The sequence below is a fragment of the Methanocaldococcus sp. genome (genome assembly GCF_024490875.1).
In the GTDB taxonomy this organism is placed as follows: Archaea; AGJL01; Methanococci; order Methanococcales; family Methanocaldococcaceae; genus Methanocaldococcus.
Map to the genome: position 1 here is coordinate 1 of NZ_JACCLX010000021.1, position 13,273 is coordinate 13,273.

Consider the following 13,273-nt stretch of genomic DNA (forward strand, 5'->3'; position numbering starts at 1 on the left):
GGCGGTCATAGCGGGGGGGATACACCCGAACCCATACCGAACTCGGAAGTTAAGCCCCCCAGCGATGCCCCGAGTACTGCCATCTGGCGGGAAAGGGGCGACGCTGCCGGCCTCCCATTATTTATTATACTACCTTTTATTGATTAATTTGGATTAATAAATATAGAAAAATTTAAAAATAATAAAAGAATGTTTATTTATTTTTTTTCTTTTCAAAATTTTCCTTAGTAATAACAATTTTCTCTGCCTTAATCACAGCATTATATAACACTATTTTTATCCCTGGTGGTAGACCTGCAAAAGTTCCTGGTAAGGTCATAGTTGGAATTCCTATACTTTCAACTTCTTTATTTTCTTCTGTATCTTCTGTTTCAGAAATTTCAGTAACTTCTTGTTCTTCTACTTTGGTTTCAGTAACTTCTATTCTTTTTGTACATGGATGTTCTTTCTCTTTTAAGAATTTAATTAATTCATCAGTATTAGAAACATCTTCTTCGGTAGCAATTTTATCATATAAATCTTTTGGTATAGCCTCTTTTACTCTTTCCTTTAACTCTTTTGGTAGCCATACAATTCTTTCCCATCCCTCATCTCCTTGCAAAAACTTTGGAGACATCATGTAGGCAATAGAAACTCCTAAAAATCCTGGAACTTGTTTACCTCCACTACATTGTCCTGCAAGAGATGAAAATGGAAGCCCTACTGGGGTTTCTCCTTTGAATCTTCTATGGACTACACCAAATCCATCTACTTCTGGAATATAGAATACAACAGCTTCAAAACAACCACAGGATGTACAAGGATTAACTAAGGCACTATGTAGAGATACTTCCTCAATAGCACCTTGTGATTTCTCTTTAACAACTTCATTAACTCCTGAATATACTCCCAATTTTTCATCTATTAACTCTCCCTTAGGAACTTCAAAAATTGGTCCATTAGGATCTATCTTTGATGCTGCTCTTGCATCTAAATAATTAATTCCTCCACATAAAGCAGGCCTATCAGGAGTTATAATACAGACATGAGTTGGAGCAAAACTCTGACACATTATACAACCATAAAATACATCTACATCCTCATCTCTTATAGATTTTGTTTTTTCATCTCTTTTTTTATAAATTTCTCTGGCTTTTTCTAACTCTTCCTTAACTTTCTCGGCATCTGTTATTAATATTACATCACATTTTTCTATAAATGGAAACTCTGCCTTAAACAATCTTTGAATAACATATCCTATATGTTTTAATCTTAAACCTTTATTAAATGAATCTTTATTTATCCTAATCCAAATCTGGTCTCTTTGGTTTAGGTGCATAACTCCTTCTATGTAGTTTATAAATTCATGAACCCTTCTTTCTAAAACACCTTCTAAATCCTCTTCTAAATTACTTCCACTAACTTTAATAATTATTGCAAAAGGATATCTACCTTTTTCTTCCATCTCATCTAAATCTTTTCCAACAACTTCTACTTTATCTTCTACATTTTCTACAACTTTAACCAATTCAAAACCATAACTCTTAGGTCCTGCTAATTCAACATACATATCTGGGCTTCTAACTCTCTCCCCTTCATTCATCGGTCCTACGGATACTGGAATACCATCAAACATAATTTCACCCATTTTATTTTTTAAATTTCATTTTCATCTTTTTTTCTTAAAATTTCAAATATTTTTTTTCTTTTTTCGTCTTTTAACATGTCAAGTGTTTCATCTGATACTAACATTAAAGCGTTATCTTTACAAACCTCTATACAGGCAGGAGTTATTCTATCAACATCTAAACAAAGTGTGCATTTGTGAGCCACCTTATTTTTTATAAATATTGCTCCAATAGGACATGCAATTGCACACATTCCACAGGCAATACATTTTTCTTTATTTACTATTGGAATATTTTCTTTAAGATAAATAGCATCTACTGGACAAATTTCCATACATGGGGCTTTTTCACACTGCATACAGAATAAAGGGACTCCATTAACTTTTCTTATTCTACTTTCTCCATGAATTTCTTTACATTTATTAATACAATCATAACATTTTGTGCATTTTTCAGGATTTAAAACAATTATTTTGGGATTCATCTTATCCCTCCAACAGTTTTTTTAAATAATCTATATATTCATCATTACTAAGATTTGGAAATGAATACAAAGTGTTTGGTTGATAATATTTGTCTATGGAAACTGTTACTATATTTGAAAACTGTTTTAAGTGTGTAACTGCTTGAGCCAAATAGTAGTAAGTTATCCCAGTAAATAATGCCAAGTCATAATTGCTATTTGCTAAAAATTTCATTATAGCCATTAAATTCATTTCCTCAGGTGTTTTAATTACTTTTAAATTATATTTCTCAATAAATTTATCAATAAGTTCCATTTCATCTTTGCTGAGATTTTCTCCTAAGATTAGAATAGGTTTTTTAGATCTCTTAATCATCATTTTTACAAGAGTGGGAGTAGTTATCTCAGCATGAGCCATATTACTTCCAGCAGTTGGAATGTAAGGAACAAACCTTTCATCCATTATCTCACCAATAGAAAAATTTTAAAAATTTAAAGTATCGTTGGGTTTTTAGGATATTTCTCAAATGGTTTCCATCCTTTTTCTTCTAAATAATTCATTATTTTGTCTTTCATCATAAATGGAATGTCTTTTTCAGTTCTGACAAATTTCTCTAAGTCAGGAGGCATTCTTCCAAAGTATTTCTCGTAGAGATCTACATAATGATAAATCTTATTAGCCCTACCTTTTGGAGTATCATTAGGTCTCATACACAACTTTGGAATCATACAGATACATTCTTTGTAATTTTCAGCAGTTACAATTAAATGTTCAGGAACTGGATCTATTTCCACTATTTCTCCAGTGGTTTTATCTTTAACTTTAAACTTCTCTCCATTGCTTAGATACAGCCTCCTATATTTAGCCCCATGAGGTCCTACAATTACAGGAATTCCCCATCTATTAACTCCTGTTGCTATTGCCGCGGCTTTTTGACTCATAGCCCCCCACGCAACTCCAACAGCTCCAACCTTGTTTAATATATAGTCGGCAACCTCAGCATAGTTTCCTCTTAATGGAACCTTAGCAAAGATGTTGGCTATTTTTATAGCCGCTCCAGTAATGTGACAGTTTGATAAACAGGAACCGCAATTTACCAATCCTCCTGCCCTAAATTCTCCAGGATATTTTTCATACAATGTCTTTCCATCCTTATCTTTCCACATTCCTATGGCCATTGCCGCACATCCTGTTGCTACAACTATATACTTTCTCTCTAAGAATTCCTTAGCCATTAAAGCAACTTCTTCCTCTCCATTTGGATGATTTGAACATCCAACGAATGCAACAACTCCTGGAATATCCCCAAATACAATTGGAGCTCCAACACTTCTAATTTCTACATCTTTAATTGGTCCTCTACCCGCTCTCATTCTGAATTTTAGATCTTTATAATATGCCTCTCCAACCTTTGTAGTCATACTAACTATTGGTAAATTTCTTTCACAGATAGTTTCACATCTACCACAGCCATAACATTTTTTATATAAATCAATGAATCCTTCAAAATTTCCATGTTTTGCTAAAACCATTGCCTCTTTAACATTAAATGCATTAGGACAGTTTCTATTACACCAACCACACTCAGTGCATTGTTTTGCCAATTCGATAACTTCATTTAAATCTGGCAATGTTTTTCTGTTCTTTCTCTCCTTGGCAACTAATTTAGCAACTTCAACTGCAACTTTACCAACTTTTTCTTCATCCAATATTAAACCAGCCCTATTTCTTATCAGATAACTAATAATTTCATCTTCACTTAAATGGGATATATCCTCTAAACCTAAGCACATTTTTTCGTTTGTTGCTATCAACACAGCTCCAGTTTTTAAAACCTCCTCTAATATATCTGTTCTAATACACTGTTCATCTATTACGACAACATCTGCAACTCCACATCTTACAAACATTAATTGCCTTGATAATGGTCCAACAATTTTTGGCTTTTCAGAAACTCTTGTAATATCTATGGCTGTACAGCAAATTCCACAAACTTCTATTTCATCCTCTAAATTATTCTCTTCTAAATATTCTAATATGTAACTTCCAGGAACTACATTATGCCCAATACATAAAATTACTGGCTTATTCTTATCTATGCAACCAAATCCCAATTCAATTAAAGGAGCATCCTCATTTCCTTTTGGCATGTTATATGCCACTATTTGTGCAATATCGCCTGCTTCTCTTGCTAAGTCATCAATCATTCCTGCATGTAACGCTTTACTTTCAAAATCTAAATAATCTCCTTCCTGTCCAGTATGTGCCGCTGATAAGAGGTGAGTTATTTGCTCTTCACAATAATCTAAAATTTTTTCTAAATCTCCTAAGGTCTTTGGTCTAATTCCAGTAACTGTTCTTGCTATTGGGGCCTCAACTTCTATTTCATTACTTAAGTTTATTGGATAATCTCTTCCTAATGTTTCAATTAGGTGATGAACTAAATGTCTACTATGTCCTGTATGACACGCTGCTCCAATACAACAAGCTATTAAAACAATCCTTCCCTGTTGAGCCTTTATATTTAAACCACAAGCTCCCTTTTTTCCTTTACTTAAATCACACTTTCCAAAGGTACAGAGACAACACAAATCACAAATTGGCATATAAAACGGAGGATACCTATCTAATAATTTAAAATCCCAATGTCTTAATGTAGGGATTTTTGGCATTGGTGTAGGTCCCATTGGCTCCCAATTATCATCTTCCTCAGTATTTTCTCCAAATTTTATAGTTCCAGAGATTTTAACATTTTTTAACTTTAATAATTGAGAAGTCATTGATTTTATATCCCCTTCAAATCTCACGATATCACCATAACTCATACCCAAATTTATCATTATTAATCATTAACGATTTTAATTGTATTTAATTCTATATGTTTCATATAAATACCTTGTTATGAAAAATTTTTATAGAGTATTACTCTTTCAAAATTTTAAATATTCAGTAGATTTAATTATATAAAATGTAAAAAAATTTTTATGTATATAACTTAATAATATTATTGAGACTAAACGCGATGATGAGTGCCGACTTCACTGAACTGTGATGATACCTGGGACATCTGAGCGTATTATTTTTTAATTTAATAGTAGGTGAAAATATGAGATTATTAACATTAGAAGAGGGAACTTTTGCTGTAAAATTTGCAAGGGCTGTTATTGAAAACCATTTATCTGGTAAAGAATTGATAGTAACTAACTATCCTGAGGTATTTAACGAAAAAAGAGGATGTTTTTGCACTTTACATACTTATCCTGAGAGAGAACTAAGAGGATGTATTGGAATTCCTGAACCAATATTACCATTAATAAAGGCATTAGAAGAAGCAGCAATAAGTGCGGCTACAAAAGACCCAAGATTTCCTCCGGTAACATTAGAAGAAATGGATTATATAGTTATAGAAGTTAGTATATTAACTCCTCCAGAACTTATAAAAGTTAATCATCCAAGGGAGTATTTAGAAAAAATAAAAATTGGTAGAGATGGATTGATTATAAAATATGGGATACACTCTGGACTTTTATTACCTCAAGTTCCTGTTGAATATGGTTGGGATGTAGTGGAATATTTAGCTCATTTATGTTTAAAGGCTGGATTGCCCCCAGATATGTGGTTAGATGAAAATGCAAAAATTTATAGATTTGAGGCACAGATATTTGAAGAAGTTGAGCCAAGAGGAGAGGTCGTTGAGAAAAAGTTAATTTAAATTAAACTTTTATAAATCTTTTTTGTTTCTTCATCTGCCAAGTCATAAACTTTTATAACTTCATCAGAAATCATTTTTAAGGTTTCTGTTGGAAAGGTTTCTACAAATACAGAGATTAATTTAACGTTATTTTCATTTTTAAACATATTAAATTCTTTTAAAAATTTATTACTCACTTCTGCATAACCGTCAGTTATAAATAAAATGTCAGCATTTTTAAAGGTGTTATTTTCTTTTATTATATTTACAGCCCTATATAATGGCTCCTCAAAGTTTGTTCCTCCTCCAAAGTATATTGAGGCAATTTCAATTATTTCATCAATATTTATATTTTTAGGGTTTATCTTTTTTTCAAATCTAACGCCGTCATCAAAGGCAATATAATAAAGGTTTCTATTTTCTCTTTTAGCAATTTCTATTAAGGATATTGCAACAGCCTTTCCCCATATCTCCCTTTCTCCATACATTGAACCACTGTGATCTAACAAAACTATAATAGGTCCTTTTTGTTTTTCCAATTTGTTGTATATATCATAAATTAAAAGTTTTTTATCTACATATCTCCTCAAAAAATCGTAGTATAATATTTCATCAGAAAAATTAACTATTTCTTTAGGCAATAACTTCTTTAAGTCTCTACCAATTTTTATTGAATAAACTTCTCCTGAATAGTGTCTAATTTTTGACTTATATTCATTTATTGCAATTAATCTTAACTTTCCTAATTTTTTTATTATTTCTTTAATTTTTCTATTTTGTAAAATTTTATCCGCTAACCTTATTTTATCTTCAACTGACAGTATTTTTTTATCTCCTTTTCCTTTACCATAGTTTTTAATTGATTTATAACCCTGTATCACTTCAAAAATTTCGTTTGAGATTTCTTTCATAGTTTCCTTTGCAGTTTCTTTTAATTTCTCCTCTAAATCTTTACTTTTTCCATTAGTTATAAAATTTTTTAATTCTTTATTTAATTTTTTAAGTTTTAAATTTTCGAAAAATTTTTCACAGAACATTATTGTGGCTGTTCCTGCATTAACTTCATCCAATTCAGTTAAAAGTTTGCTTTTCTCATACTCAATATTTTTCATTGCACCCTCTAAAATTGCCTTATTTATTTTAAATTTTTCTTCAATATGCTCGTTGAATTCAACAACATATTTAAAGAATGCGTAAAATGTATCTTCTACCAATTTTTCGTGAATTGGTTGATATTTTGAATAATAATCAAGAAGTTTTTGTAAATATTTACTGTTCTTTAAAAACCTCTCAAAACTTTTTTTATCATATGCATCATGTTTTATAACATTTTTCATAATCTAACCCTTTAACAACTCTTCAACATACTTTTTGACTCCTTCAACCTCTTTTAAAACATCATCAACTAATTCATAAGGTTTATTTTTTTCAATTGCCTTATTTTTAACATCTTTTAATGATATAACCATACTATTCAACTTACCTAAAATTTCAAGGCATTTTCTATACTCTATTCCACCCAATTGTATTTTATCTTTATCAATTTTTTTTATTTCGTTTATAAGATTATCTAATATTTCTCTCTGCTCTAATGCAAAACCAGCGTAATGATTAGAAACTTTAAAAATCTCAACAGAAACCTTAAAGAATTCATCTGGCTCGTTCCAATATATATGCCTTAAAATGTCTAAATCATTTACATCTGCCTTTTCTTTTTCATTTAAGTATGCAAAACATTTAACAGCCTTCACTGACTTTTTAAATCTTCTATCTGAAATTTTTATACCTTCACTTTCTAACGATATTTTTATTCTAATCAAACTTTCTTTTATGTCAGAAATATCTACTTTCAAAGCCTCTTTTTGCAACTTTTTAAGTTCATCAATATCTATAACAGTTTTTGGCTTATATTCCTCTTCTAAATCAATAAGTTTTGAAAGATTTTCATAACATTTTATACCTCTTACAACTTTCCTAAACAAAAATCTATCGTAAAATGCTAATAGTTCATTTTCCACTGGCAATTCGTTGGACGCTCCAAACAAACTTATTAAAGGAACTTTCTCTATTTTGTCTCCATTGTGATAGATTCTTTCATTTATAATGGATAGTAATGCATTTAATATACTACTATTTGCTTTAAAAACTTCATCTAAAAAAGCAATTTCAGCCGTAGGTAAATAGCCATTAGTTTTCCTAACAAATTTATCATTATCTTTTAATTCTTTAATGCTTAATGGTCCAAAAAGTTCATCCTCTGTTGTAAACCTTGTTACAAGTTTTTCAAAGTAATTGGCATTTAGATGAGAGGCAATAGCTCTAATTAATTGTGACTTAGCAGTTCCAGGATTTCCTAAAAACACAGTATGTTCATTAGCCAATATAGAAGTTAAGGCAATATCTATTTCTTCTCTTCTTTCTAAAAAATAATTATTTAATTCCTCTCTTATCTTTTCAAGCATACATTCCACCTAATTTTTACAAAATTTTATATTTATTGAGATAACCTCTTGGAGTTACCATCTTATTGTTTATAATTTTTGTTGAAGAATTACCAATAATTATTATTGTGTTCATATCTATAAATTCTAAGTATTTTTCTAAATTTTTATAAAATTCCTCAAAGTTTGTAATTAAATATTCTTCATTATCTCTTCCAGCATTTTTTACTATCCCGATAATGTAATTTATATCTTTTCCAAAATCTTTTAATATCTCCATTGCCTTTAAAAAAGGCTCTTTTCTTTTCTTACTTAGTGGGTTGTATATGCAGATAACAAAATCCCCTTTTAAAGCGTATTCAAATCTTTTTAATATAGTACTTAGTGGAGTTAATAAATCACTAAAACTTATAACAACAAAATCATGATTTAACGGACTTCCTAAAACTGATGAAGCCAATGAAGCGGCAGTAATTCCAGGAATTACCTTTATTTCTACATTGTAGTTTTTAATTGAATTTATTTCATATGCTAATGATGCTAATCCATAAATTGTAGGATCTCCACTTGAAACTAAGGCAACATCTTTATATTTAGATTCTTTTAAAGCATACTCTACTCTGTCAATCTCTTTCGTCATTCCAGTTGTATATATTGGCTTATTAAATCTTTCAACATATTTTTTGTAATTTTTATAGCACACTATTAAATCTACATTTTTTAAAACTTCTTCTGCCTCCTTAGTTATATGCAATTCGCTACCACTACCAATACCAACAACATATAGCATATTTTCAACCTTTATTCTTTCATCACACAATAAACCAATAATGGAAATATTATTGTAGCATCTCCCCAAATTTCCACATAATCTGCTTTACTTCCAATCTTTCCCCATGAAACTCCCTCTTCTGGGGGAGCACCACTTAAAGAACCGTCCCAAGGTAATGCTGTAGTTATATATATAGCATAGTCAGTCCCTTCCCTAAATAGGTTTGCATTTATAATACTATGCTTAGGTAGTGAGCCTCCTAAAACTATGCATGCAGTTTTTTTAGAATTTATGGCTATATCGTTTAATTTTACAATATCATTTGCTATATCTATCATCAAATCAGTGTCTTTTTTATATTTTTTAAAAAAATATAGCATATCTCCAATAGAACCGTCAGTTATGGCTGGACAAAATATAGGGATGTTGTTTTTATATGCCCAATACAATATTGACTTTTCTTTCTCTTTATCCTTTAATTTTTTGTCTATAAATTCCCCTAATTTGTATGTAAATTCACTTGCTGTAATAATCTTACCACTTTCTTTTTCTAATTTTAGTATTTCTTCAAAAAACTCCATCATATATTCCTCAAATGCTATGTATCTATCATTAGGGACAAAAATATTCCCAATCCTATTTATTCCCTTTTCTCTTAAAATTTTCCCACTTACATCCCAATCTCCCAATATAAAGGGCTTCAAGCATTTTATAAAATCCTCCTCTACTCCGCCAGCAGTCGTAACAATAACATCAACTTTTTTATGCTTTACAAGGTATGCTATAATCTCCCTTAGCCCAGAAGATACAATATTTGAAGTGTATCCAAAAAATATAGTTATCTCCTCTCCCTTTTTCCTTTTATCTTCAATTTCTTTCCAAATATTTATTGCCTTACCTATATGAGATGCCTGAAAACCAATCTTTAAGTAGTATTTTTTGATAACTTCTTCTAAGCTAATATTATCATCTAACCAAGGACCTTCAATTTCAATTCCTTTTATATCTACACTTTCTTTAAGCACTATATCTTTTGGATCTTTATTCATAATCTCACCAATTATTTGTCAATTGTAAAGTTTTCTCCTCTAACATTAAATTTTAGTTCTTCATTCTTTGCATTTTTTATTAATAATTCTCCTAAACTTGGTTTTGTTTTTAATCCATAGACAGTTGTTGTTATTCTTGGATTTATTTCAATAATAAAAATTTCATCATTATTAACTATGACATCAACTCCTACATAACCATTTAATCCATTTATATATTTAATACCTTTAATTACTTCGTTAAAAATTATATCTTTTAATTTGTGCTCAATATTCACATCTGCCCCAATAAAACCTCTATCATCAATATACTGTTTGTTTAAAGAGAGAGGGTAAATTTTATTTTTTCCGACAATTAAAGACACTGACAAATTTTCTCCATCAATAAATTCCTGAATTATATAATTATCATCTAAAATTTCAAATTTTCCACCACATCCATCTATCTTTTTTACTACATACTTTTTAGGAGGAAATGTTTTAGGAACATTTACAAAATCTTTAATTGCTAAGTATGTTAAATATTTATTTCCAGATATTTTTACACCTTCTGAAAAACTACCTAAATTTTTTACTGGATATTTTTCGATGATTTTCGTTAAATTGTATAATATATTATCTTCCTCTGGGGCTATTGTTAATACATAGTCAATTTTTTTATTTTTTAAAATGTTGTCTAATTTTTCTTCAACTTTCTTTTTATCTTCAATCTCTATTATTTCAAGATTATTAAAATTTTTATAGTAATCAACAAAATCCTTATAAATTAAAGATACAACTCTATCAATGTCTAAAAATTGTTTTAATAAAGTGTCAAACATCATTTTTCCTTCTTTTAAAATTCCTTCATCTTCAAACCCAGAGGCAATTGCATATTCAAAAAACAATATCATTTTTTACCACCTAAATAATATATTATATAAAATAATAATCCAAATAAAATAATAATCCAATGTATTGAGTGAAAGAATATGATTAAAAAGTTAAATGTTGATGAGATTATATTTATATTTTTTATTATTCTTTCTGTATTATTTTTAATATTCTTAATAAAGCCAATTGAAATAGTATATATTATCGAATGGAAAACTATTTTTAGTTTATTTTACATATTAGTAATTGTTAATATTTTAAAAGACTGTGGATTTTTGGAGTGGATTTCTTTAAAAATACTAAAAAAAACTGATAGAGTTTTTATTGTTCTAATTTTATTGACTTTAATAATGTCTATGTTTGTAACAAACGATATTGCTCTCTTTGTAGTAATTCCAATAACTTTGATTATATCTAAATATTGTGATATAAATTTAAGAAAAATTTTAATGTTGGAAGGAATTTCAGCAAATATTGGAAGTTCTTTAACACCCTTTGGGAATCCGCAAAATTTGTTCATATATCAACATTACAATATAAACCCAATAAATTTCATAGTAAATATGTTACCATTAGAAATTTTTGGACTTTTAATTTTAATCCCTTTTTTAGATTTTAAAAGAGCAAAGATAAATATAGAATTAATAAACAATCAAGAATTTAAAAAAGAATGGTTAATTTACTTAGTAATATTTATTTTAGTTGTTGTATCAATTTTGGGAATGTTTAACTATATTTATTTATTTCCAATAATTCTTTGTATTTCATTAATTAAAAGAGTAAAAATCGACTATCTATTTATTTTAACATTTTGTGCCTTATTCATAGATATTGAGGGTTTAAAAAGGTTAGGTATTATAGAGTTTTTTAAAATTAGTTATGAGAATGACATATTTATTATGGTTTATGCCTCAATATTATCTCAAATCCTTTCAAACGTTCCAACAGCCATTTTAATGTCAAATATATATAATAATTGGTTACCAATTGCCTATGGTGTGAATATAGGGGGAAATGGAACATTAATTGCCTCTTTTGCAAATTTAATAACTTTAAGATTATCAAAAGGAAACATATATTTAATTGAGTTTTTAAAATATGGATTTATAATTTATATATTACATTTATCTTTATTAGTTATTTATCTTCTATTTCAACAAGAATGTCTAACATATTTGTAAGTGAGATTTATGCAAGAAAAAGGCATAAGTGAAAAAGAAATTTATGAAGAATTAAGAAAATATAGAACATTAGATTTAAAGTATGAGGATGGAAAAATATTTGGCTCTATGTGTTCAAATATCCATCCAATTACAAGAAAAATCGTAAATATGTTTTTAGAAACTAATTTAGGAGACCCTGGACTATTTAAAGGAACTAAATTGTTGGAAGAGAAGGCAGTAAAATTGTTGGGAGAGTTGTTAAATAACAAAAATGTCTATGGGCATATAGTTAGTGGAGGCACAGAGGCTAATTTAATGGCTCTTAGGTGTATAAAAAATATATGGAGAGAGAAAAAAAGAAAAGGTTTAACAAAAAATGAACATCCTAAAATAATTGTTCCAGTAACTGCCCATTTTTCATTTGAAAAAGGAAGAGATATGATGGATCTTAAATATATTTACGCTCCTCTTAAAAAAGATTATACAGTGGATGAAAAATTTGTTAAGGATTCTGTTGAAGATTACGATGTAGATGGAATAGTTGGAATTGCTGGAACTACTGAATTTGGAACTATTGATAATATAGAAGAACTTAGCAAGATTGCAAAAGATAATGAAATATATATTCACGTGGATGCCGCTTTTGGAGGATTGGTAATTCCTTTTTTAGAGACAAAATATAAGAAAAAAGGTGTTAATTACAAGTTTGATTTTTCTTTGGGAGTAGATTCAATAACTATTGACCCTCATAAAATGGGTCACTGCCCCATACCAAGTGGAGGAATCTTATTTAAAAATATCAATTATAAAAAATATTTAGAAGTCAATGCCCCTTACTTAACAGAAACTAAGCAAACTACTATTTTAGGGACAAGGGTAGGTTTTGGTGGACCTTGCACTTATGCCGTTTTAAAATATTTAGGAAGAGAAGGGCAAAGAAAAATAGTTAGCGAATGTATGGAAAATACATTGTATTTTTATAAAAAATTAAAAGAAAATAGTTTTAATCCAGTAATTGAGCCAATATTAAATATTATTACTATTGAAGATGAGAATTATATAGAAACTTGTAAAAAACTTAGAGAGAAAGGAATATATGTTTCAATTTGCAGTTGTGTTAAAGCTTTAAGAATTGTTGTAATGCCTCACATCAAAAAAGAACATATAGATAATTTCATTGAAATATTGAAGAGTTTAATCACTTAAAAATAAA

At 29.0% G+C, this 13,273-nt stretch carries 12 protein-coding genes and 1 rRNA gene; 4 read left to right on the plus strand and 9 right to left on the minus strand.

Going from position 1 to position 13,273, the window contains the following annotated elements:
• Positions 1-112, plus strand: a 5S ribosomal RNA gene (rrf, locus tag HZY31_RS03795); the annotation flags it as partial.
• 81 nt (positions 113-193) lie between these two features.
• On the opposite strand, the gene cdhC is transcribed toward rrf, so the two are convergent.
• Genes cdhC through cdhA form a run of 4 tightly spaced genes read right to left on the minus strand, consistent with a single transcriptional unit; the run spans position 194 to position 4,851 of the window.
• Positions 194-1,615 carry a CO dehydrogenase/CO-methylating acetyl-CoA synthase complex subunit beta gene (gene cdhC, locus HZY31_RS03800; protein WP_297318134.1) on the minus strand — a complete coding sequence of 474 codons (1,422 nt, stop codon included), beginning with the start codon at positions 1,613-1,615 and terminating at the stop codon, positions 194-196.
• A gap of 20 nt (positions 1,616-1,635) precedes the next feature.
• A complete protein-coding gene (locus HZY31_RS03805; protein ID WP_297318135.1) occupies positions 1,636-2,091 on the minus strand; it encodes a 4Fe-4S dicluster domain-containing protein in 456 nt (151 codons plus the stop codon).
• Position 2,092: 1 nt separating this feature from the next.
• Entirely contained in the window at positions 2,093-2,533 is a 441-nt protein-coding gene (cdhB, locus tag HZY31_RS03810) for a CO dehydrogenase/acetyl-CoA synthase complex subunit epsilon (RefSeq protein WP_297318136.1), read from the minus strand.
• Between the two features lie 29 nt (positions 2,534-2,562).
• Positions 2,563-4,851: a CO dehydrogenase/acetyl-CoA synthase complex subunit alpha gene (gene cdhA, locus HZY31_RS03815; RefSeq protein WP_463671219.1), complete on the minus strand. Its 2,289-nt coding sequence runs from the start codon at positions 4,849-4,851 to the stop codon at positions 2,563-2,565.
• Between the two features lie 326 nt (positions 4,852-5,177).
• Between cdhA and HZY31_RS03820 the strand changes: the two genes are divergently transcribed.
• Positions 5,178-5,783 carry a TIGR00296 family protein gene (locus HZY31_RS03820; RefSeq protein ID WP_297318137.1) on the plus strand — a complete coding sequence of 202 codons (606 nt, stop codon included), beginning with the start codon at positions 5,178-5,180 and terminating at the stop codon, positions 5,781-5,783.
• Here the strand turns inward: HZY31_RS03820 and HZY31_RS03825 are convergent.
• Genes HZY31_RS03825 through mfnD form a run of 5 tightly spaced genes read right to left on the minus strand, consistent with a single transcriptional unit; the run spans position 5,780 to position 10,917 of the window.
• Positions 5,780-7,099: a vWA domain-containing protein gene (locus tag HZY31_RS03825; RefSeq protein WP_297318138.1), complete on the minus strand. Its 1,320-nt coding sequence runs from the start codon at positions 7,097-7,099 to the stop codon at positions 5,780-5,782. The two genes, HZY31_RS03820 and HZY31_RS03825, sit on opposite strands and share 4 nt — an antisense overlap.
• Positions 7,100-7,102: 3 nt before the next feature.
• Complete coding sequence (locus HZY31_RS03830) at positions 7,103-8,224, minus strand: AAA family ATPase (protein WP_297318139.1); 1,122 nt, start codon at positions 8,222-8,224, stop codon at positions 7,103-7,105.
• Positions 8,225-8,240: 16 nt separating this feature from the next.
• Positions 8,241-8,993: a precorrin-3B C(17)-methyltransferase gene (gene cobJ / locus HZY31_RS03835; protein ID WP_297318183.1), complete on the minus strand. Its 753-nt coding sequence runs from the start codon at positions 8,991-8,993 to the stop codon at positions 8,241-8,243.
• A gap of 11 nt (positions 8,994-9,004) precedes the next feature.
• A complete protein-coding gene (locus HZY31_RS03840; protein WP_297318140.1) occupies positions 9,005-10,024 on the minus strand; it encodes a deoxyhypusine synthase in 1,020 nt (339 codons plus the stop codon).
• Between the two features lie 11 nt (positions 10,025-10,035).
• A complete protein-coding gene (gene mfnD / locus HZY31_RS03845; RefSeq protein ID WP_297318141.1) occupies positions 10,036-10,917 on the minus strand; it encodes a tyramine--L-glutamate ligase in 882 nt (293 codons plus the stop codon).
• Positions 10,918-10,995: 78 nt separating this feature from the next.
• Here mfnD and HZY31_RS03850 point away from each other — a divergent pair, with 78 nt between their 5' ends.
• Positions 10,996-12,078, plus strand: a complete 1,083-nt coding sequence (locus tag HZY31_RS03850) for an SLC13 family permease (protein WP_297318142.1) — start codon at positions 10,996-10,998, stop codon at positions 12,076-12,078.
• 9 nt (positions 12,079-12,087) lie between these two features.
• Complete coding sequence (mfnA, locus tag HZY31_RS03855) at positions 12,088-13,266, plus strand: tyrosine decarboxylase MfnA (RefSeq protein WP_297318143.1); 1,179 nt, start codon at positions 12,088-12,090, stop codon at positions 13,264-13,266.
• Positions 13,267-13,273 lie beyond the last annotated feature (7 nt).

Coding starts and splice junctions, on each gene's coding strand:
- HZY31_RS03825 (WP_297318138.1), bottom strand. CDS start 7,099: ATGAAAAATGTTATAAAACATGATGCATATGATAAAAAAAGTTTTGAG.
- HZY31_RS03830 (WP_297318139.1), bottom strand. CDS start 8,224: ATGCTTGAAAAGATAAGAGAGGAATTAAATAATTATTTTTTAGAAAGA.
- HZY31_RS03805 (WP_297318135.1), bottom strand. CDS start 2,091: ATGAATCCCAAAATAATTGTTTTAAATCCTGAAAAATGCACAAAATGT.
- cobJ (WP_297318183.1), bottom strand. CDS start 8,993: ATGCTATATGTTGTTGGTATTGGTAGTGGTAGCGAATTGCATATAACT.
- cdhB (WP_297318136.1), bottom strand. CDS start 2,533: ATGGATGAAAGGTTTGTTCCTTACATTCCAACTGCTGGAAGTAATATG.
- HZY31_RS03850 (WP_297318142.1), top strand. CDS start 10,996: ATGATTAAAAAGTTAAATGTTGATGAGATTATATTTATATTTTTTATT.
- cdhC (WP_297318134.1), bottom strand. CDS start 1,615: ATGTTTGATGGTATTCCAGTATCCGTAGGACCGATGAATGAAGGGGAG.
- mfnA (WP_297318143.1), top strand. CDS start 12,088: ATGCAAGAAAAAGGCATAAGTGAAAAAGAAATTTATGAAGAATTAAGA.
- HZY31_RS03840 (WP_297318140.1), bottom strand. CDS start 10,024: ATGAATAAAGATCCAAAAGATATAGTGCTTAAAGAAAGTGTAGATATA.
- HZY31_RS03820 (WP_297318137.1), top strand. CDS start 5,178: ATGAGATTATTAACATTAGAAGAGGGAACTTTTGCTGTAAAATTTGCA.
- cdhA (WP_463671219.1), bottom strand. CDS start 4,851: ATGACTTCTCAATTATTAAAGTTAAAAAATGTTAAAATCTCTGGAACT.
- mfnD (WP_297318141.1), bottom strand. CDS start 10,917: ATGATATTGTTTTTTGAATATGCAATTGCCTCTGGGTTTGAAGATGAA.